This window comes from Chromobacterium sp. ASV23 (genome assembly GCF_016428945.1).
Taxonomy (GTDB): Bacteria; Pseudomonadota; Gammaproteobacteria; order Burkholderiales; family Chromobacteriaceae; genus Chromobacterium; species Chromobacterium sinusclupearum.
On the sequence record NZ_JAELTR010000007.1, the window covers coordinates 92,626 to 111,719 of the forward strand.

At 59.8% G+C, this 19,094-nt stretch carries 17 protein-coding genes; 6 read left to right on the forward strand and 11 right to left on the reverse strand.

The annotated features are described in order from the left end of the window. The first annotated feature begins 21 nt into the window (after nucleotides 1-21). The 3 genes from JHD59_RS05325 to msbA are packed head-to-tail and all read left to right on the forward strand — an operon-like array spanning nucleotide 22 to nucleotide 4,138. A complete protein-coding gene (locus JHD59_RS05325; protein WP_199153425.1) occupies nucleotides 22-1,278 on the forward strand; it encodes an O-antigen ligase family protein in 1,257 nt (418 codons plus the stop codon). Continuing rightward, the gene (locus JHD59_RS05330; protein ID WP_199153426.1) at nucleotides 1,275-2,384 is read left to right on the forward strand and encodes a glycosyltransferase family 4 protein; all 1,110 of its coding nucleotides are present in this window, start codon (nucleotides 1,275-1,277) and stop codon (nucleotides 2,382-2,384) included. Before JHD59_RS05325 ends, JHD59_RS05330 begins: the two co-directional genes overlap by 4 nt. Continuing rightward, complete coding sequence (msbA, locus tag JHD59_RS05335) at nucleotides 2,381-4,138, forward strand: lipid A export permease/ATP-binding protein MsbA (protein ID WP_199153427.1); 1,758 nt, start codon at nucleotides 2,381-2,383, stop codon at nucleotides 4,136-4,138. The genes JHD59_RS05330 and msbA overlap by 4 nt, the downstream gene beginning before the upstream one ends. Before the next feature lie 65 nt (nucleotides 4,139-4,203). On the opposite strand, the gene JHD59_RS05340 is transcribed toward msbA, so the two are convergent. The 8 genes from JHD59_RS05340 to JHD59_RS05375 form a co-directional block, all read right to left on the reverse strand. After that, the gene (locus JHD59_RS05340) at nucleotides 4,204-4,584 is read right to left on the reverse strand and encodes a FimV family protein (protein WP_233163907.1); all 381 of its coding nucleotides are present in this window, start codon (nucleotides 4,582-4,584) and stop codon (nucleotides 4,204-4,206) included. 111 nt (nucleotides 4,585-4,695) lie between these two features. Further along, entirely contained in the window at nucleotides 4,696-5,775 is a 1,080-nt protein-coding gene (gene aroB / locus JHD59_RS05345; RefSeq protein ID WP_199153428.1) for a 3-dehydroquinate synthase, read from the reverse strand. Continuing rightward, nucleotides 5,772-6,329 carry a shikimate kinase AroK gene (aroK, locus tag JHD59_RS05350; protein ID WP_103321167.1) on the reverse strand — a complete coding sequence of 186 codons (558 nt, stop codon included), beginning with the start codon at nucleotides 6,327-6,329 and terminating at the stop codon, nucleotides 5,772-5,774. Before aroK ends, aroB begins: the two co-directional genes overlap by 4 nt. 55 nt (nucleotides 6,330-6,384) lie before the next feature. After that, on the reverse strand, nucleotides 6,385-8,496 hold the full coding sequence (gene pilQ / locus JHD59_RS05355) for a type IV pilus secretin PilQ (protein WP_199153429.1): 2,112 nt from the start codon (nucleotides 8,494-8,496) through the stop codon (nucleotides 6,385-6,387). Then, nucleotides 8,493-9,014, reverse strand: a complete 522-nt coding sequence (locus tag JHD59_RS05360) for a pilus assembly protein PilP (protein ID WP_199153430.1) — start codon at nucleotides 9,012-9,014, stop codon at nucleotides 8,493-8,495. The genes pilQ and JHD59_RS05360 overlap by 4 nt, the downstream gene beginning before the upstream one ends. A gap of 12 nt (nucleotides 9,015-9,026) precedes the next feature. Further along, nucleotides 9,027-9,641, reverse strand: a complete 615-nt coding sequence (locus JHD59_RS05365; RefSeq protein WP_199153431.1) for a type 4a pilus biogenesis protein PilO — start codon at nucleotides 9,639-9,641, stop codon at nucleotides 9,027-9,029. Continuing rightward, entirely contained in the window at nucleotides 9,638-10,228 is a 591-nt protein-coding gene (locus tag JHD59_RS05370) for a PilN domain-containing protein (RefSeq protein ID WP_199153432.1), read from the reverse strand. The genes JHD59_RS05365 and JHD59_RS05370 overlap by 4 nt, the downstream gene beginning before the upstream one ends. Next, nucleotides 10,229-11,341, reverse strand: coding sequence for a pilus assembly protein PilM (locus JHD59_RS05375; protein WP_103321163.1), 1,113 nt, complete (start codon nucleotides 11,339-11,341; stop codon nucleotides 10,229-10,231). A 268-nt stretch (nucleotides 11,342-11,609) separates the two neighbouring features. On the opposite strand from JHD59_RS05375, the gene JHD59_RS05380 reads away from it, so the two are divergent. From JHD59_RS05380 to lpxO, 3 genes are all read left to right on the forward strand, one after another. Then, nucleotides 11,610-13,814 carry a penicillin-binding protein 1A gene (locus tag JHD59_RS05380; RefSeq protein WP_368671529.1) on the forward strand — a complete coding sequence of 735 codons (2,205 nt, stop codon included), beginning with the start codon at nucleotides 11,610-11,612 and terminating at the stop codon, nucleotides 13,812-13,814. A gap of 111 nt (nucleotides 13,815-13,925) precedes the next feature. Beyond that, nucleotides 13,926-14,657: a metallophosphoesterase gene (locus JHD59_RS05385; RefSeq protein WP_199153433.1), complete on the forward strand. Its 732-nt coding sequence runs from the start codon at nucleotides 13,926-13,928 to the stop codon at nucleotides 14,655-14,657. A 104-nt stretch (nucleotides 14,658-14,761) separates the two neighbouring features. Then, nucleotides 14,762-15,682: a lipid A hydroxylase LpxO gene (gene lpxO / locus JHD59_RS05390; RefSeq protein ID WP_199153434.1), complete on the forward strand. Its 921-nt coding sequence runs from the start codon at nucleotides 14,762-14,764 to the stop codon at nucleotides 15,680-15,682. 608 nt (nucleotides 15,683-16,290) lie between these two features. Here the strand turns inward: lpxO and JHD59_RS05395 are convergent. The 3 genes from JHD59_RS05395 to JHD59_RS05405 all read right to left on the reverse strand — a co-directional run bounded on the left by JHD59_RS05395 (nucleotide 16,291) and on the right by JHD59_RS05405 (nucleotide 19,031). Then, on the reverse strand, nucleotides 16,291-16,878 hold the full coding sequence (locus JHD59_RS05395) for a hypothetical protein (RefSeq protein ID WP_199153435.1): 588 nt from the start codon (nucleotides 16,876-16,878) through the stop codon (nucleotides 16,291-16,293). Then, nucleotides 16,868-17,899 carry an ImmA/IrrE family metallo-endopeptidase gene (locus JHD59_RS05400; protein ID WP_233163909.1) on the reverse strand — a complete coding sequence of 344 codons (1,032 nt, stop codon included), beginning with the start codon at nucleotides 17,897-17,899 and terminating at the stop codon, nucleotides 16,868-16,870. The genes JHD59_RS05395 and JHD59_RS05400 overlap by 11 nt, the downstream gene beginning before the upstream one ends. Then, nucleotides 17,881-19,031 (reverse strand): IS3 family transposase gene (locus tag JHD59_RS05405; protein WP_199153437.1). Its coding sequence is split into 2 segments (ribosomal slippage): nucleotides 17,881-18,794 and nucleotides 18,794-19,031, totalling 1,152 coding nucleotides; the frame shifts between segments, so codons are not numbered across the junction. The genes JHD59_RS05400 and JHD59_RS05405 overlap by 19 nt, the downstream gene beginning before the upstream one ends. Nucleotides 19,032-19,094: the final 63 nt, after the last annotated feature.

The window sequence follows — 19,094 nt, forward strand, 5'->3', positions numbered from 1 at the left end:
GTGAGCGGAATGGGGAATGGAGTGAATGAGTTGAAACCGTGGCAAAGCCGTTTGCAATGGCCGCTGCTATTGTGCGTTTTCCTGTTCGGCGTAACCGGCATGACGATGAAGGGCGGTGCGAATATTTTCCTGTTTCTGATGACTTTGTTCTCTCTGCCGCTGCTGAAAGATGCGCGCGGCGACCGTTGGACTTGGGCCTTGTTCATCGTGTTATCGGCCTCGCTGCTGGTTACGGCATTGCAGCTGGCTGCAGGCATGTCATATGTGGGACACAAAGCGTTGGATGCGCCAACGCGTTTCTTCCTGGCCGCATTGTGCCTGTTTGCGCTGAAGAGATTGCCGGCGCGGCGTCTCGCCACTGCATGTTGGGGAGTATGGCTGGGGGCGCTGGGGGTGATGGTTTGGGGGTATTTAAGTACTCATATTACCCTTTACTTTTGGGGGGATGGTAGCCGCGCTTGGAACCAGTTCAGCAATCCGATTCCATTCGGCGTTTTGTCTGTGATGCTGGGTTTTCTCTCATTCAACCTGCCTATTGCAGGTTGGAGAGGGGTGTCGATCAAATTGCAGTGGCTGGTCGGTGCTGCAGGGCTGTTGGCAGGGGTAATCGCTGGCTATTATTCCGGTTCGCGGGCGCCGTTCCTAATCGTGCCACCGTTAGTGATCATTGTGATGCTAGGTGCAACCCGTTGGCGTATCGGACGTATACTGTCCTTGCTGGCACTGATTATAGTAGCGTCAATGGTCTTAGTGATGAGTACCCAGAATAAGCTGCAGACGCGGGTAGATGAGGGTGTAAACGATTTACGCGTTTTCAAACATGACCAGAACACCTCCATGGGCTTGCGTTTGGAGATGTGGCGCGTGGCGCGCGACATCATTGCAGACCATCCCTTGACCGGTGTCGGCAAGCAGGGCTATTACGACGAGGTCAATGCACGAATCAAACAAGGCAAGGCTCCCGTCATCATCAACGCCGCGCCGCACCCGCATGGCGAGTTGTTGAACTTCGGCGTCGAAATGGGTTTGCCGGGCTTGATTCTCGGCTTGTTGATATTCGCAGTTCCGGCGGCCCTGTTCTTTCCCTTGCTGCGGGCTGATGATGCTCTGCTACGTTTTGCCGCTACCGGCGGTTCCATCGTGGTTGTGGGTCAGTTTGTCGCCGGCCTGATGGACACCTATTTCTGGATCGTATCGCAGACGGCTTTCTACGGTACCTTTGTCGTAGTGTTTGCCGCGATTATTCTGGCCAGGCGGCAGGAGCTGGCAGGGCGATGAGCGACTACATCCTGTTCACCGAGTCCTCTCCCAACGTCGGAGGCCAGGAGTTGCAATTGATGCAGCAAATGGCCATGTTGGCAGAGCGCGGTTTTCGGCCGGTGCTGGCTTGCCGCCCTGGCAGCCGGGTTGAGGAGGTCGCGCTTGGCAAGGGGCTGGAGGTACTGCCATTGCGTTTTCGCAATAGCGCGCACTTACCCACTATCCTGCGTTTGCGCAGCTGGATGGCTAAACATAAGCCACGGCTGGCGATCTGCCACAGTGGTCACGACAGCAACAATCTTTCGATCGCGGCTCGCTTGCTTCGACAGCGGCCTTTCCTGCTTCGCTCCCGCACCTATCAGCCTGGTTCACCGTCAGCTTGGTCATATAACCAGTTGGTTGATGCGACTATGCTGCCCAGCCGTTATTTGAAGGACTGCCTGCTGGCTAATCCGGAAATACATGCGGAACGTTTGCATGTGGTCTACCCCGGAATCGACTTCGCCGAGCTGGACGAAAACATGGCTAAGCCTTTGCCAACAGCGGTGGAGGCATGGCTGGCTGCCGGCGAGGGGCCGGTGCTGGCGCATGCGGCGATGCTGCGTGGCGAGAAGGGGCATATGACTCTGCTGGCCGCTTTGCATGCCTTGCGCGAGCGCTGGCCCAATGTGCGTTATGTGATCGCTGGCGAGGGCGGGGAGCGCGAGCGTATCGTCGCGGAAATCGAGCGGCTGGGTCTGCAGTCTAGGGTGTTGCTGGCCGGCATGGTCAGCCCGGTTGCGGCCTTGCTGGCGCGCGCCGACCTGGTGGTCATGCCGTCTAGTTACGAGCCCTTGGGCATGTCTCAAATCGAGGCTCTGGGGCTCGGCGTGCCGGTGGTCGTCAGCCGTACCGGCGGCATTCCGGAAACGGTGCGGGATGGCGAAACGGGCTTGCTGGCGGCGCCGGGCGATATCGATGCCTGGGCGCGCGCGCTGGATCAGGCCTTGAGCGATCCGGAGCGGATGCGGCGCATGGCGCAAGCCGGCCGGGTCGATGTGCGCGCCCGCTTCGCGCCGGAACATAATTTGCAAAGCATATTGGAATTGGCGGGGCTGGCGTCTCCGTCGCAAGGACAGACATGACGAAACATGGTTTCAAGGACAGTTGGGCCATTTACCGCCGACTGTTGAGTTATCTGCTGGGCTATTGGAAAATCCTGTTGCTGTCGATGTTGTCGATGACGGTGGCGGCGCTGACCGAGCCTGCTGTTGCCAAGCTGCTCAAGCCGCTGATCGATGGCGGCTTCGTCAACAAGGATCCACATGTGATCATGTGGGTGCCGCTGGCGATTATCGGCATCTACCTGATACGCGGCGTGGCCGGCTTCGTCAATGAGTACACTGCCAGTTGGCTGACCGGCCATCTGGTGCAAACCTTGCGGCAGCAGATGTTCGCCAAGCTGGTGCGTCTGCCGGCGCATTATTATGACGAGAACCAGACCGGCCGGCTGATGTCCCGCATCACCAATGATGTCAATCAGGTGACCGAGGCCGGTTTCAATGTGATTACCGTCACGGTGCGCGATGGCGTGACGGCGCTGGCCATGCTGGGCTTGATGCTGACGACGGACTGGCAACTGACGCTGATCTGTCTGGTGGTGTTGCCGGCGGTAACCTACTGCATGAAGCTGGTGGGGCAGCGCTTGCGCGGCTTGGCGCGCCAGAATCAGCAGCATATGGCGCAGATGACCCAGGTGTTGGCGGAGAGCATCCAATGCCAGCGCGCCATCAAGGTGTATGGCGGCGATCAGCGCGAGATGGCGCGCTTCGACCATACGGCGGGATCGGTGCGGCGCAATCAGATCAAGCAAACCGCGGCCAGCGCCGCCAATACCGGCGTCACCCAATTGATGATCGCCTGCGCGCTGGCGGCTATCTTGTACTTTGCCGGACTGCGGGCACAGCATGGAGCCCTGACGGCCGGCGACTTCATGGTGTTCCTGACGGCCATGCTGGGCCTGTTCGCCCCGGTCAAGCGGATTTCCAGCGTATCGCAGGCGCTGCAGCGCGGCCTGGCGGCGGCGGAGTCGGTGTTCGCCTTCATCGATGAGCCGGGCGAGCCGGATCATGGCTCCCATGCCTTGTCTGTGATTCGCGGCCAGCTGAGTTTCGATGCGGTCAATTTCACTTACGCCAATGCGGATAGTCCGGCGCTATATGGCATCGACCTGGCGATTCAGCCGGGCGAAACGGTGGCGCTGGTCGGGGCGTCCGGCAGCGGCAAAACCACGCTGGCGAGTCTGGTGCCGCGGTTCTACGAGCCGTCTGCCGGCCGTTTGCTGTTGGATGGCGTGGCGCTGACCGATATTCCGCTGCGGCAGCTGCGGGAGCATATTGCCCTGGTCAGCCAGCAGGTGGAGCTGTTCAACGATACCGTGGCGGCCAATATCGCTTACGGCAAAGAGAATGCTTCGCGCGAAGCTATCATCGAGGCCGCGCGCGCCGCCAATGCCCTGGAGTTCATCGAAGCCTTGCCGGAAGGCCTGGACACCATCATCGGCGAGAATGGCACGCGTTTGTCAGGCGGCCAGCGCCAGCGGCTGGCGATTGCCCGCGCCTTGCTGAAGAATGCGCCGCTGCTGATTCTGGACGAGGCGACTTCGGCCTTGGATACCCAGTCGGAACGGCTGGTGCAGGCGGCCTTGGAAAATCTGATGCAAAACCGCACCACCATCGTCATCGCCCACCGGTTGTCCACCATTGAAAACGCCGATCGCATCGTCGTGATGCATCAGGGCCGGTTGGCCGAGCAGGGGCGGCATGACGAGCTGCTGGCCAAGGGCGGTTTGTATGCCAAGCTGTACAGCCTGCAGTTCAGCGAGCCGCAGCCGGAGTAGCGTGAGAAGCACGTGAAATGACAAAGGGCCGCGTCTGCGGCCCTTTGGTTTTGAGTAGCCAAGGGTTACATCTTGGCAAACAACGGTTCCTGTGGCGCCAGTTCGCGGCCGTTTTCCTGGATGGTGCGCCAAACCGGTTGGCCTTGCACCTGCGCCTGCACGTCCCGCGCCAGCATCACGTAGGCTTCGCTGTCGCGGGCGCTGGAGTAGGCGCGCAGCAGGGTCACCTTGGCGTGGAGATTGTTGGGATCGTCGCGCAGCGAATCCTTGAGCACGCGCACAGCTTCCCGGGTGCGGCCATAGGCCAGATACACTTCGGCTTCCCCTATTGGATCAATGCCGCGGCGCGCGGGTTTGACGTAACGAAGACGGCGCCAGAAATGGCGCAGCGTATAGTAGACGAGCATCAGGGCCAAGCTGCAGGCCAATGCCGAAAAGACATCCATTTTGTTTCTCCCCCTCGTGGTACAACATCTTATGTAGTCTGTTGATTATTCTGATGAGGAGGGCGGCGCGCAATCCGTATTATTTCGTAGCCGCCCGGACAGCCTGGAAAATCAGCTGTTTGCCCGCAGGACGCGATCCAGCAATGAGGCATCCAGACCCGGTTGTATCACAGCCTGGCCCAGTTTGCGCAATAAGATGAAGCGTATGGTGCCGGACTCCACTTTTTTGTCGTGCGCCATCAACTGCAGCCACTGCTCCAGCGGCATCTTGGGAGCTTGTGTAGGCAGGCCGGCCGCTGCCACCAGCCGGCGCACGCGTTCTACGTCTTCCTGAGCGATCCAGCCCAGCTGGGCCGAGGCCGCGGCGGCCAGCACCATGCCGGCGGCGACGGCCTCGCCGTGCAGCCAAGCGCCGTAACCCAGTCCAGCCTCGATGGCGTGGCCGAAGGTATGGCCCAGGTTCAGCAGCGCGCGCACGCCGTGTTCTTTCTCATCCTCGCCGACGATGGCGGCCTTCATCTCGCAGCTGCGCTTCACTGCATATTGCAGCGCGGCCCCGTCTCGGGCGCGCAGCACCGGCATATTGGTTTCCAGCCAGGCCAGGAAGTCGGCGTCGCCCAACAGGCCGTATTTGATGACTTCGGCCAGGCCGGCCGACAACTCGCGGTCTGGCAGCGTGGCCAGCAGGTCCATGTCGGCGATCACCGCCTGCGGCTGATAGAAGGCGCCTATCATGTTCTTGCCCTGCGGATGGTTGATCGCGGTCTTGCCGCCGACCGACGAGTCCACCTGGGCCAGCAGGGTGGTGGGAATCTGGATGAAAGGCGCGCCGCGCTGGTAGCAGGCGGCGGCAAAGCCGGTCATGTCGCCGATCACGCCGCCGCCCAGGGCGATCAGCGTGGTCTTGCGTTCGGCGTTGCCGGACAGCAAGGCGTCGAAGATGCGGTTAAGCGTCCGCCAATCCTTATGCGCCTCGCCGTCCGGCAGCACCACGCTCAGGCAGCTCACGCCGCGCGCCTCCAGCGCCGCTTGCAGGCGGTCGAGGTAGCGCGGGGCGACGGTTTCGTTGCTGACGATGGCCGCTTTGGGAATGGGCAGATGAGGAAGCAAGAGATCGACCTGTTCCAGCAGTCCGTGGCCAATGTGTATCGGATATCGGGTATCGGGCAGGATCAGGTCGAGGGTGATCACTCTGAGCTTCCTTGTCGGGGATGTTGGTAGACGTACAGCTGTTCGATCAGATGGCTGACCAGCAGATTGACGTTTTGTTGCGTGGTGTCGACCACGATGTCGGCAATCTCGCGGTACAGCGGATCGCGCTCGTTGAACAGGCTTTCCAGCTTGCCGCGCGGGTCGGCGATCTGCAGCAGCGGGCGGTTCTTGTCGTGCTGGGTGCGCAACAACAGGTCATCGATGGTGGCGCGCAGGTAGATCACGGTGCCATAGGAGGCCAGCACCCGACGGTTTTCCTCGCGCAGCACGGCGCCGCCGCCGGTAGCCAGCACAATGTCGCGTTGCTGGGCCAGATCGCGGATCACGCAGGATTCGCGATTGCGGAAGCGTTGTTCGCCTTCGATGTCGAAGATGGTGGCCACGCGCACGCCGGTGCGCGCTTCGATCTCCTGGTCGGAGTCGTAGAACGTCTTGCCGGTGCGGCGCGCCAAGGCGCGGCCGACGGTGGTCTTGCCCGCGCCCATCAGGCCAACCAGAAAAAAATTGCCTGCCAGTTTCTCCATGGCAGGCATTGTAGCCGATAGCCGCCGGCTCTGTCTCGTAGCCGGCGGGGCGGTTTGGCCGGTCTCAGTTGTTGGCGTTGATCAAGTCGTTGATCACCTTGGGCGTGATGAAGATCAACAGTTCGCTACGCTTGTCTATCTTTTGCGTGTTGCGGAACAAGGCGCCGAGGAAGGGGATGTCGCCAAGCAGCGGCACCTTGTTGACCACGTCGTTCAGCTGCTGCTGGTAGATGCCGCCGATTACCACGGTGCCGCCGTTGTCGACCAGCACCTGGGTGACGATTTTTTCGGTGTTCAGCGATGGCGTGCCGTTGACCGTTTGCTGGAAGTTGGCCGAGTCCTTGTTGACGGTGATTTCCATCAGCACGCGGTTGTCCGGCGTGATCTGGGGCATGACTTTCAGGCTGAGCACGGCCTTTTTGAACGCAGTGGAGGTGGCTCCGCTGGAGCTGGACTCCTGATAGGGGATTTCCTGGCCTTGCTCGACGGTGGCCTCTTGCCGGTCCGCCGTCATCACGCGCGGGCTGGAGATCACTCGGCCCTTGTCCTCGGCCTGCAGCGCCTGCAGCTCCAGGCCGATGATGCCGGACTTGCCGACGCTGTACAGCGCTGTCAGCGAACCCGCCGGGTTGGCGATCGGCAGATTGACGCCGGGCGTGACGGTGTAGGGCGTCTGGGTGGCACCCTGCACCGGCGGGATGCGGCCATTGGCGTTGGTGATGGCATTGGTCAGGCCGCTGCCGCTGATCAGGCCGTCGCTGCCTATGCGTTCATAGGCCAGCCGCACGCCCAGGTCGCGTTCCCAGTTGTCGGTGGCCTCGACGATGCGCGCCTCGATCAGCACCTGCTTCACCGGGATGTCGGTCTTGCCGATGATGTCGCGGATTTTGTCGATGACCGAGCCGATATCGTTGACGATCAGGGTATTGGTTTTTGAGTCGATCAGCACGCTGCCGCGCTCGGACAGCAGGCTTTGCTTCTTGCCGGAGGTATTGTCTCCATCCAGCACTTTCTTGAAGTCGTCGGCCGAGCGGTAGCGCAGCACGAAGGTTTCGGAGCGCAGCGGCTCCAGCGTGGCCAGCTGCTGGCGCGCTTCCTGCAGTTGCTTGTCGCGGGCCAGCAGCTCGTCGCGCGGGGCGATCTGGATGATGTTGCCATTGCGGCGCTGGTCCAGGCCCTTGGTCTGCAGGATCAGGTCCAGCGCTTGATCCCACGGCACATCTTTCAGGCGCAGCGTGATGTTGCCGGTCACCGAGTCGCTGGTGACGATGTTGAGGCCGGTGAATTCGGCGATCACTTGCAGCACGGTGCGCACTTCGATGTTCTGGAAGTTCAGCGACAGCTTGTCGCCCTTGTACAGTTGCTTGCCGCCGTCGGCGACCACTTGATCCGCAGTCGGACGACGCACCTCCACCACCAGCTTGCCGTCGGTCTGATACGACGAGTAGTCCCAGTCGCCCTGCGGCTGGATCAGGATGCGGGTGTTGTTGCCGAGGTTGTTGGCGTCCACTTTGGCCACCGGGGTGCCGAAGTCGGTGACGTCCAGCCGGCGGACCTGCTGGCGCGGCAGCGTCGCGCCGATGATGTCCACCGCCAGGTTCTTGCCGTCGCGGCGGATGTCTACCGGCGTATTGGCGTTGGGCAGGGTCAGCTCGACCCGGCCCTCGCCGTTTTTGCCGCGGCGGAAATCCAGAGCCGCAGGTTTGCCGGCGGCGGCCAGCTGTTCCGTGGCCTGTTGCGCGGCATTGAGCGGCGAGGTTTGTTCGGTTGGCGTGGCGCCCTGGTTCGGCGACATCGAGCCATCCAGCGTCAGCAGCAGCTTGTTGCCCTGCATTTGGCTGCGGTAGGCGGCGAGCCGGCCCAGATTCAGGATCAAACGGGAGCGGCCGGTGGCCTCCACCGCGACGGCGGATTTCAGCAAGGGGCCGTCCACATTGATGGCCGGGCTGGCCAGCTTGACGGCGGTATCGGCGAAGTCCAGCGCGATGCGCGGCGGATTGGACATGGAGAAGCTGTTCGGCTTTACCGCCGGACCATCAAAGGTGATCTGCACCGTTTGCAGGTTGCCGTCTATTTTTCCCGTGTCTATCGCGGTGATGGCCGGCCTGGCCAGCGCGTGCACGGCCGCCAGACTCATCGCCAGTCCCCCCAGCAGTGCGATGGATAGCTTATTCATTTATTCTGCCCTTGTTCTTCCAGGTACAGGTTGCTTTCGCGCTGTACCCATTCTCCATTTAGGTCTTCAACGGTCTCGGCCAGCTTGACGCCGGCATCGTCGATAGCGGTGACTTTGCCGTAATTGGTGCCGACATAATTGCCAGGCTGGATGCGGTAGACCGTGCCTTCCGGCGTGCGGATCAATGCATAGATTTTGCTGCCTTGGCGTATGGTCCCCACCATCGCCAGCTTGTCCATGTCATAGTTTTCCAGCGCCTCGCGCGGTCGCTTCATGTCCGGCGCATTGGCGGAATTCTGGCTCTTGCCGGCCTGCAGTTTCTGCGGATTGAACGGGTCCAGCAGATCAAAAGCCTGGTAACTGAACGGTTTGTAGGCCTGTACCTGAGGCAGCGGCTCGATCTGGCCGCGCAGGCCCTGGCTGCTGGAGACGACCCAGGCCTGAAGGTCGTCATTGCCGGCGTTGCCGCAGCCGCACAGTAGCAGAGCGGGCAGGAGGAGGGTGAATCGGTTCTTCATCGCGGCGGCTCCTTACTTGGCCGCCGGGGCTGCCGGCACGCCCATGCGCTCGCCGGGCTCCAGCGCGCGATAGGTGCGCGCCGTGGCGTCCATCGTCAGCCGGTTGCCGTTGCCGGGGGTGAGGTTGATGTCGCTGATGGTGACGATGCGCGACAGCTGCGCCACGTCGTTGACGAAGGCGGCCAGGTCGTTGTAAGTGCCGGTCAAACGGATGGTGATGGGCACTTCGGCCATTTCCGTGGAGCGGATTTCGGTGCCGGGTTTGAACAGATCGAACTGCAGCCCGCGGCCGATGCCGGCCTGGTTGATCTCCGTCAGCAGCGTGTCCATGTCCGACTTGGTGGGCAATTGCTTCAGCAGCGCGCCGAAGGAGGCGTCGATTTCCTTCAGCTGCTGTTCCAGCGCGTCCAGGTTGACCGCCTGCCGTTTTTTGTCGATGAAGGTCTGCTTCAGCTGTTCTTCCTGTTGCTTGGCCTGTTGCAATTGATCCAACTGCTCGCCCAGCACGAAGAAGTAGCCCAGGCCCAGCAGCATCAGCAGCATCACGGCCAGCGCCAAGCCTTGCGCCTGCAGCGGCCAGTTGGGCATGTCCTTGGGGTCGAGGGCGCGTAGTTCGTCCAGCGTCATGGCTTGGCTCCGGAGGGATTGGCATTTTTCAACTGCGTATCCGGCGGCGCTTGGCGCAGCGTGGCGTTCAGGGTGAAGGCGTTGGCCCGCTGGTTGTTGGCGATGGTGGCGGTGACCTCAACCAGCACTGGCGATTCGAAGGTTTCCGACTGGCCCAGCTGGCGCATGAAGTTGGACACCCGCGCGCCGGACTGGGCGAGTCCGGTCAGCGTCACTTGGTTGCCGGTTTGCTTGAAGGAGCGCAGATAGATGCCGTCCGGCGTTTGCCGCACCAGTTGGTCGAACAGGTGCACCGCGCCGTTGCGGCCTTCCTGCAGCCGTTCCACCAGCTGCTTGCGCGCCAGCAGGTCGTCACGCTGTTTCTTCAGCTTGCCGATGTCCTTGATCTGCCGGTCCAGCTTGCCGATTTCGGCTTGCAGAAACTGGTTGCGCCGCTGCTGGTCCGCCTGAATATGCTCCAGCACCAGATAGGCCACGCCCAGCAGCAAGACCGCGGCGGCGATGGTCGCGCCGGTCAGCAACTGGAAACGCAGGCGATGCGCCGCTTTTTTCTGTTCGCGGTGGGGGAGGAGGTTGATCCGTATCATTCAGTCGAACCTCCTGAGCGCCAGGCCGCTGGCGATCAGCAGCGACGGTGCGTCCATCAGCAATTCCTTCAGTCGGATGGAGCCGGACTGTACCATGGTGGTGAAAGGGTTGGCGATCATGGTGCTGATCTGGGTGCGGCCGGCCACGGCGTCGTCCAGGCCGGGCAGCATGCTGCAGCCGCCGGCCAGCAGAATGTAGTCCACGCGCAGATATTGCGACACGCTGACCGTGGTGTAGAAGAACTGCAGCGCGCGCTGGATTTCCTGCGCCAGCGAGTCGATGAACGGGTGCATCAGCTCCGATTCATAGCCGTCCGGCAGCGCCATGCTGCGCTTGCTGGCCTCGGCCTCCTCGAAGCTGATGTTGTAGCGGCGCTGGATGTCGCGCGTCAGTTGATGGCCGCCGAACATCTGCTCGCGATAATAGATTTGCTGCCCGTTGCGGATGATGTTGCAGTGGATGCGCGTGGCGCCGATATCGAACAGGGCGAAGGTCTGGTTCATGCCGTGGTCCGGCAATTGCTGCTGGATCTGCTCGAACGCGGTCATCATCGCAAACGATTCCACATCCACCACCTGCGGCCGCAGGCCCGCCATTTCCACCACCGCGACGCGCTCTTCCACTTTCTCTTTGCGCGCCGCGCACAGCAGGACTTCCATGTCGTCGATGCTGGATGGCGACGGCCCCAGCACCTGGTGGTCCAGATTCACTTCTTCCAGCGGGAACGGGATGATCTGGTGGGCCTCGTTCTCGATGATCTCGTCCATGTCATCGATCTGGCTCACCGGCACCAGGATCTTTTTGTAGATGGCCATCGGCGTGGGGATGGCGATGGCCACGTTGCGAACCGGGCTGTCCAGCCGTTTCCAGGCGCGGCGTATGGTTTCGGCGATGCCTTCGATTTCCACCAGATTGCCGTCGTTGACGGCTTCCTTGGGCAGCGGTTCGATCACGTACCGCTCCACCTGGCAGTTTCTGCCGTTGCGCGACAGCTCCACCAGCTTGATGGCCGTGTTGCTGATATCCAGCCCAAGCCGCGGCGAATTGTGGGCTTTTCCCAGTCCCAGCTGTTCGAGCCAGGGCAGCTCGAGCTTCAGTTTTTCGAATAACATCTTCGCCTCAATCCGCTTCTCTGCAACAGAATTTCGAACTGTTGCCGCCATTGTTTGTCTTGTTGGCATTCACAAGACGTTATAATCCGCTTTCCAATGAAAGCCCATCGTATATATGCTCAGACGATTTCTTGCAATCATGGCGGGTGTTTTTCTAGGCGGTGTGGTATTGCTGGCGGGCGCCGCAGCAATTGCCGTCATCATAACCTACCCCCGCTTGCAAAGCCTTGATGTAATCACGGATTACCGTCCGAAAATCCCGCTACGCGTGTATTCCGCCGACAGCCAGCTGCTGGGCGAATTCGGCGAAGAGCGGCGGTCGTTTTCCCGCATCCACGAAGTTCCGCAGCTGATGAAGCAGGCCGTGCTGGCCGCGGAAGATGAACGATTCTACCAGCACAGCGGCATCGATTACCTAGGCATCCTGCGCGCGGCGGTCGGCAATATCGTGTCCGGCCATACGCGATCCGGCGCCAGCACCATCACCATGCAGGTGGCGCGCAACTTCTTCCTGTCCAGCGAGAAGACCTTCACCCGCAAGTTCAACGAAGCGCTGCTGGCGTTCAAGATCGAGCACACGCTGAGCAAGGACCAGATTCTGGAGCTGTATTTCAACCAGATCTATCTGGGCCAGCGCGCCTATGGTTTCGGCGCGGCCGCTCAGGCTTATTACGGCAAGTCGCTGAATGAGCTCAGCATCGCCCAGATGGCGATGCTGGCCGGCCTGCCCAAGGCGCCGTCAGCCTACAACCCGGTGGTCAACCCCGACCGCGCCAAGCTGCGCCAGCAATACGTGCTGCGCCGCATGCGCGAGCTCAACTTCATCACCGAAGACCAGTACCAGCAGGCGCTGAACGAGCCGCTGAAGCTGGCCAGCCAGGCTGCCGATACCAGCCAGCCCGGCCAGTATGTTGCGGAAATGGTACGCCAGGCCATGTACGAGCGGTACAAGGAAGCCGCGTACACCGAAGGCTTCAAGGTGTACACCACCATCGACAGCCGCCACCAGCAGTGGGCGTATGACGCGCTGCGCGCCGGCCTGACCGATTACGACCGCAAGACCGGCTACCGTGGCCCGGAAAGCTATCTGGACCTGCCTTCCGGCAGCGGCGAGGACCTGACCGAAGCGCTGGACGAGGCGATGGGCGATCTGCGCGACAGCGGCGACATGCTGCCAGCCATCGTGCTATCGGCCAGCCCGAGCGAGGTGCAGGCCTATATGCGCGGCGGCAAGACCGCGGTGATCAAGGGCGCGGGGCTGGATTTCGCCCGTCGCGGCCTGAGCGCCAAGGCTTCCGCGCAGCAGCAGATCCGCCGCGGCGCGGTGATCCGCGTCCAGGCGAATCCCAAGGGTTACTGGGAAATCGTGCAGATGCCGGAAGTGGAAGGCGCCTTCGTGTCGCTGGATACCCGCACCGGCGCCATCAAGTCGCTGGTGGGCGGCTTCGATTTCAACCGCCGCAGCTTCAATCACGTGACCCAGGCCTGGCGTCAGCCCGGCTCCTCGTTCAAGCCGTTCATCTACTCGGCCGGCATCGAACGCGGCATCACGCCGTCCACCATGATCAACGACGCGCCGCTGTCGGTGCCCGGCGTCAACGGCCAGATGTGGGAGCCGAAGAACGATGATGGCAAATTCTCCGGCTTGATCACACTTCGCCAAGGTCTGACTCGCTCCAAGAACCTGGTGTCGGTGCGCGTGTTGATGGCCATCGGCACGGATTACGCTCAGCAGTACATCCAGCGCTTCGGTTTCTCGCCCAAGCAGCATCCGGCTTATCTGCCGATGGCGCTGGGCGCCGGCTCGGTGACGCCGCTGCAGATGGCGGAGGGGTATTCCGTGTTCGCCAACGGCGGCTATCGCACCAAGGCCTACTTCATCGACCGCATCGAAGACCAGTCCGGCCGCGTGCTGGCCAAGACCGTGCCCACCGTGGCCGGCCAGAACGCGCAGCAGGCGATCGATCCGCGCAACGCCTTCATCATGCGCTCGATGATGGGCGACGTGGTGCGCTACGGCACCGGCTTCCGCGCGATGAGCCTGGGCCGCAGCGATCTAGGCGGCAAAACCGGCACCACCTCGGATTGGAAGGACGCCTGGTTCGTCGGCTTCAATCCCAATCTGGTGGCGGCCACCTGGGTGGGCTTCGACCAGCCGCGCTCGCTGGGCCGCTACGGCTACGGCGGCACCGCCGCGCTGCCCATCTGGATCAACTACATGGGCAATGCGCTCAAGGGCCAGCCGGAAGTGGAGCTGCCGGTGCCGCAGGGCATCGTGGTGAAGCCGGGCGCCGGCCAGCGCGGCGGCGACGAGTATTACTACGAAGAATTCCAGAAGACCAATCCGGAACTGCGCATCGACAATAGCGGCTCCGTGCCGGGCGGCGACGTCGACGCCAGCGCGCCGGTGGACGACGGCAGCAAGCCGGCCGCGCAGGACGCGGTGGAGAACGTCAAAGACCAGCTGTTCTGATAGGCTTCCGGTCCATGCGCCAGCCCCGACGGCACCCGCCGCCGGGGCTTTTTTGTGCGTGCCGGCCAAGATGGGCATAATCGAAGCATTTGGCATGGCAAGGAGGCCGCCATGAAAATCGCGCAACTGACCGATATCCACCTGTTTGCCAGCCCGCAGGGCAGGTTGATGGGCGTGGATACCTACGCGGCGCTGCGCAAGGTGCTGGCGTCGGTGCAGGAGCAGCATGCCGATGCGGTGTTCCTGACCGGCGACATCTCGCAGGACGAGTCCGAGGCGTCGTACCGGCTGTGCGCCGAGGCGCTGGCCGGCTTGGGGCTGCCGGTGCACTGGATCGCCGGCAATCACGATAAGCCGGCTACGACCGCCCGCGTGTTCGCCGAGTACGACTTCATGCATCCGCTGGATACGCTCAGGCTGGGCGGCTGGACTTTTCTCGGCGTCGATTGCTGCGTGGCGGGGCACGACGAAGGCCGCATCGACGACGCCGGGCTGGCCGCGTTGCGGAGCAGGCTGGCGCGAGTGGACGATGGTCCGGCGGCCGTGGTGCTGCACCATCATCCGCTGGCGGTAGGCACGCCGCTGCTGGACGACTGCATGCTGATGGACGGCGGGCGGCTGTGGGCCATGCTGGCGCAAGCCGAGCGCGCCAGATTGGCGATCTGCGGCCATGTTCACGGCGATCATCGCATCGTGCGCGATGGCCGCGTGCTGGAAGTGTGCCCGGCCACCTGCTTCCAGTGGATCAAGGGCACGCGCGAGGCGGCTATCGAAAACCGCCAGGGCTACCGCTTGTTCCGTTTCCTGCGGGATCATTACGAGGCGAAAACCCTGTTCTTGTGATCAGCCGCAGGCTTGGCCGCAAGCGGGGTCAGGGTTTATAGTCTGGCATCCTGAGGCGATGCCGCCGCGACGGCATCGCCTTGATGCAAGTTCAAGGAGAGCGGATGCCTTATTTCAAGTTGACCATTGTCGCCATTTTCATTCTGTCCACTGCCTACGTGCACCTGCGCGGCCGGGTGCGGCTGGGCTTCTGGCGCCAGTTGAGCGACCACTCCACCATCATGGCGCCGATCAACTGCTTCATGTACCTGTTCTCCAAAGTGCCGCCCAAGCCCTATCTGCCGGTTGAGCGCTTCCCGGAGCTGCAGGCGCTGACGGCCAACTGGGAAAAAATCCGCGAGGAAGCGGCCGCGCTGTACGACCAAGGCAATATCAAAGCCTCGGACAAATACGACGACCTGGGCTTCAACTCCTTCTTCAAAACCGGCTGGAAACGCTTCTACCTCAAGTGGTATGGCCAGGATCACGCCTCGGCTCAGGCGCTGTGCCCGTACACCACCCAGCTGCTGAAGCAGTTCCCCAATATCAAGGCCGCCATGTTCACCGCCTTGCCGCCCGGCAGCCGCCTGGTGCGCCACCGCGACCCGTTTGCCGGCTCCGTGCGCTATCACCTGGGCCTGATCACCCCCAATGACGACGGCTGCTATATCGACGTGGACGGGCAGAAATACAGCTGGCGCGACGGCGAGGCGGTGATCTTCGACGAAACCTATCTGCACTACGCCGAGAACACCACGGACCAGAACCGCATCATCCTGTTCTGCGATATCGAACGCCCCATGTGGTTCGCCCCGGCGCGCTGGATCAACCGCATCATCAGCCGCGTGCTGGTGGGCGCGGCCAATTCCCCCAATCAGGAAGGCGACCGCACCGGCGGCCTCAACCGCGCCTTCCGCTACATCCAGCAAGTGCGCCTGTTCGGTAAGAAGATCAAGGCGCAGAGCCGCTTCACCTATTACCTGCTCAAATGGCTGCTGCTGGGCGGTCCCATCGTGCTATGGCTGTTCTGGGGCGCATGGCGCTGAGGCTGCCGTGCAGGCATTGAAAAACCGCATGTCGAGAGGCATGCGGTTTTTTGTTGCTCACACAGCTCGCCACGTTTTTATCGACCAGCGGCTGGGCGGTGAGCGAAGGGGCAATAGCGGTCATTGGATTTGTCCTTATCGTTTGATCTGAATAGCGGTGGATGCAATCGGATACGCCGATCAGCGAATGCAGTATTTCAGAAATTTCAAATCGAGTTTGGCGGGCTTGTTGTGTGGAATCGCCACACAACAACAAAACTTGAAAAGCCGGAAAAACACGGATTGGGCTATTGACGACAGGGCAAGAAATGGAAATTGGCGGGGCAACTTCTGAATAACGGGACTGTGTCGGACCAATACGGACGGCACAGGACACACTCGGCGGAAGATTTAGGCGGGAAGAGAAAGGGAAGGGCTGAAACGTCAGTTAGCGAAAACAGCGGCTGCATGCATAGAGTGCATGAAAGCGCATGAATATTGGCAGGGGAAAAGCAGTGCGCCAGGCCATACGGTACGGGCCTGACGCGGGTTCATGCAGGTGCATGATTAGCGGCACATGAAGCGTGGGGGCGAGGCGGGGCTTCGATGGCGCGCGCAGGGGGCGCGTGTTATTGCTTCGTTTCACGGTCCTTGAGGCGGCACTCATGGGCAGTTCTGTATGCATTATTAAGGTGAACTGTCAGGGGACGCTTTTCATATCTCTCATGCTCTGCAATTAATTCTTGATGGTCTGCATCGGTAAGGTGGCGGTGGTAGTGAAGCCAGCCATATAATTTTGCTGTGGTTTCCACATATAGACCCAAGCGCGTTTCTGCAAATCTTCGGGCGCGCTTCTCATCAGTCATGAATGCGATGGATTTTATTTTGGAGGCCATTGCTAAGCACGATAACTCACCACTATTTAGCTGAAGTGGCGCAGATTTTGCAATTTCTAGTAGCTCCGATAGTTCACACTGCTGCATAGAAAATTTCCCCTGTTTTCTCACTTCTAGTAAGCGCCTTATTAGTTCTTCATTTTCTGGGGATGTAGATTTTCTTGGTTTCTTTAGGCATTCAAAAATAACCATTGGTGTGGTTAGGAACATCAAGCTTGTTCCGAATGATGCCTTGTAAAGTTTTTGTGCAGACAATATGTTCCAAATACTGCAGGTGTCAGTTACAACCATTGAATTGAACAGTCTTGGGTTAAATGTCATGGCTGATGGTTCTTCCAAAAATAGAGCAAATTTCATCAAGTTCAAGAATGTCAACTCTAAGAATCTCTGCGAGGCGTCCGGTGCTAATTAAGGCCTTGTCATGTGCTTCAAAGCAAAGAGTTACATAGTAATCAGATAGTCCTCTTTCAAGGAGGTCTAGTCTTCTTTGTTTCTGTTTGTCAGTTAAGTAGTTTGGTGCTTCTGGATCTATTTTTTCAGATTTACTAATTCTTGTACTTCTTATTATTTTTGCTTGCTCTTCGCTGACGAGTCTGGCATCTTTTAGTGCTTTGGCTAAGGCGGGTGTGCTGACATTAAGTTGGTTTGACCAATGTATAATGCTGTCTTTGTCAGATATTTTTAGCTGTTTTAGTATTGATTTTGGCATCAAGTAGTTCGATGCAAACGCATTGGCCCTTATCTCTTGTAGATCGCTTTGGGAGTATTTTTTACTGTTGTAGTTAAAGGTGACTGTGAACTCAGAAGCCGAGTCGAAGATTGCATGTGCCACTTCGTGGGCAGTGGAGAATCTTTGTCTATAAGTATCCTCGTTGTAGTTTATTAGTGCACAGTGCCCTGCAGTTTTGTCTCGGATGTATAGTCCAGATATTTCAGGGTTGGTGAGCTTCCATCTGAATATATGAATGCCAATTTTTCTGAAATCATCATAGACATTCAGGTTGACTTCATTTGCTGTATATCGCAATAAATTACGTAGTGCTATTGCGGCATTTTCTCCATGCTCTTTATGCAGCTTACCTGTTGGTGAGTGCTGAAATTTAAATCTTTCCTTGTTTAAAGAGTTTTGCATCCATTCTTCATTCTGGCATTGATATAAGAACTCCTGAATGGTTCGTCGATCTTCTGTGGAGAAGTTATTACCAAAGCGTCTGAATAAAATTTCTGTTTTTTCGGCGGGGGCGGGGAGTTGATGATCTAGTATCAATCTGAAATCGCAGTTATATAGGCTTGCCAGAATTAAGATGAATCGCCCCGGCTTCTCTAGACACTTGTGAGCCATTGGAAATATGGCTTCTCATACTCTACCGGCGATAGCCCATTCGCGGAACCATGTCGGCGCTTCGGGTTGTAGAACATCTCGATGTAATCGAAGATGTCTCGCCCGGCTTCTTCCCGGTTGTGGTAGGTTTTTCGTTTGACTCGCTCCCGTTTCAGCAACTGGAAGAAACTCTCCGCCACGGCATTGTCGTGGCAGTTGCCGCGCCGGCTCATGCTAGGCACCAGGCGATGCGCCTTCAGGAAGTCTCGCCAGTCGTAACTACTGAACTGACTTCCCTGATCAGAATGCACCAACACTTCTTGTTTCGGCTGGCGCCGCCATACCGCCATCAACAAGGCATTCAGCACCAACTCTCTGTCGATACGTGACTGCATCGACCAGCCAATGACCTGCCGCGAGAACAGATCAAGCACCACCGCCAGATACAGCCATCCCTCATGCGTGCGGATATACGTGATGTCGGTCACCCAGGCTGTATTCGGCGCATCCACCGTGAACCGGCGTTGCAAGTGATTCGGCGCCACCACCGCCGGGCGGCCACGGTAATGCCCAGGCCGTCGGCAGTAGCCGGTTTGCGAACGCAGACCCTCCTGCCTCATCAGCCGCGCCACGCGATGTTTGCCGCAGCGCTCTCCCTGAGCGCGTAGGTCGTCATACACCTTGCGGTAGCCATAGACACCGCCGCTCTCCAGCCAGGCCTGTTTGATAGGCCCGAGCAGGCGCTGGTCTTCTTGCGCCCGGTTGGAGTGTGGAGCGGAGATCCAGGCGTAGTAGCCACTGGGATGCACCGACATGACCCGACACAATCGCCGGATAGGAAACTGCTGCGCGTGAGCCCGGATGAAGGCATACCTTACCCGGACTCCTTGGCAAAGTATGCGGCGGCCTTTTTTAGGATGTCGCGCTCCTCCGTTACCCGTTTCAGTTCTGCTTTAAGACGACGGATTTCAGCTTGTTGGTCCGTTGCGGCGGCAGGTTGGGTTCGTTTGGGGTCGTAGCGTTTCAGCCATTGATACAGGCTGTGGGTGGATACGCCGAGACGACTGGCTACCTCGGAAACGGGGTAGCCTCGTTCGGTCACCTGCTTGACGGCTTCAATCTTGAACTCTTCGGGGAAACGCGGTTTGCTCATGACACCTCCTTGTAGGGCCTAGTGTGAGGCTCTTGCGGTGTCTAGGAAAGCGGGGGCGATTCA

What these genes read in the sequence shown, in the direction of transcription:
- pilQ (WP_199153429.1), bottom strand. Translation starts at nt 8,496, where the DNA reads ATGAATAAGCTATCCATCGCACTGCTGGGGGGACTGGCGATGAGTCTG.
- JHD59_RS05400 (WP_233163909.1), bottom strand. Translation starts at nt 17,899, where the DNA reads ATGGCTCACAAGTGTCTAGAGAAGCCGGGGCGATTCATCTTAATTCTG.
- aroK (WP_103321167.1), bottom strand. Translation starts at nt 6,329, where the DNA reads ATGCCTGCCATGGAGAAACTGGCAGGCAATTTTTTTCTGGTTGGCCTG.
- JHD59_RS05385 (WP_199153433.1), top strand. Translation starts at nt 13,926, where the DNA reads ATGAAAATCGCGCAACTGACCGATATCCACCTGTTTGCCAGCCCGCAG.
- JHD59_RS05375 (WP_103321163.1), bottom strand. Translation starts at nt 11,341, where the DNA reads ATGTTATTCGAAAAACTGAAGCTCGAGCTGCCCTGGCTCGAACAGCTG.
- JHD59_RS05365 (WP_199153431.1), bottom strand. Translation starts at nt 9,641, where the DNA reads ATGACGCTGGACGAACTACGCGCCCTCGACCCCAAGGACATGCCCAAC.
- JHD59_RS05360 (WP_199153430.1), bottom strand. Translation starts at nt 9,014, where the DNA reads ATGAAGAACCGATTCACCCTCCTCCTGCCCGCTCTGCTACTGTGCGGC.
- JHD59_RS05330 (WP_199153426.1), top strand. Translation starts at nt 1,275, where the DNA reads ATGAGCGACTACATCCTGTTCACCGAGTCCTCTCCCAACGTCGGAGGC.
- JHD59_RS05340 (WP_233163907.1), bottom strand. Translation starts at nt 4,584, where the DNA reads ATGGATGTCTTTTCGGCATTGGCCTGCAGCTTGGCCCTGATGCTCGTC.
- JHD59_RS05395 (WP_199153435.1), bottom strand. Translation starts at nt 16,878, where the DNA reads ATGACATTTAACCCAAGACTGTTCAATTCAATGGTTGTAACTGACACC.
- msbA (WP_199153427.1), top strand. Translation starts at nt 2,381, where the DNA reads ATGACGAAACATGGTTTCAAGGACAGTTGGGCCATTTACCGCCGACTG.
- JHD59_RS05370 (WP_199153432.1), bottom strand. Translation starts at nt 10,228, where the DNA reads ATGATACGGATCAACCTCCTCCCCCACCGCGAACAGAAAAAAGCGGCG.
- lpxO (WP_199153434.1), top strand. Translation starts at nt 14,762, where the DNA reads ATGCCTTATTTCAAGTTGACCATTGTCGCCATTTTCATTCTGTCCACT.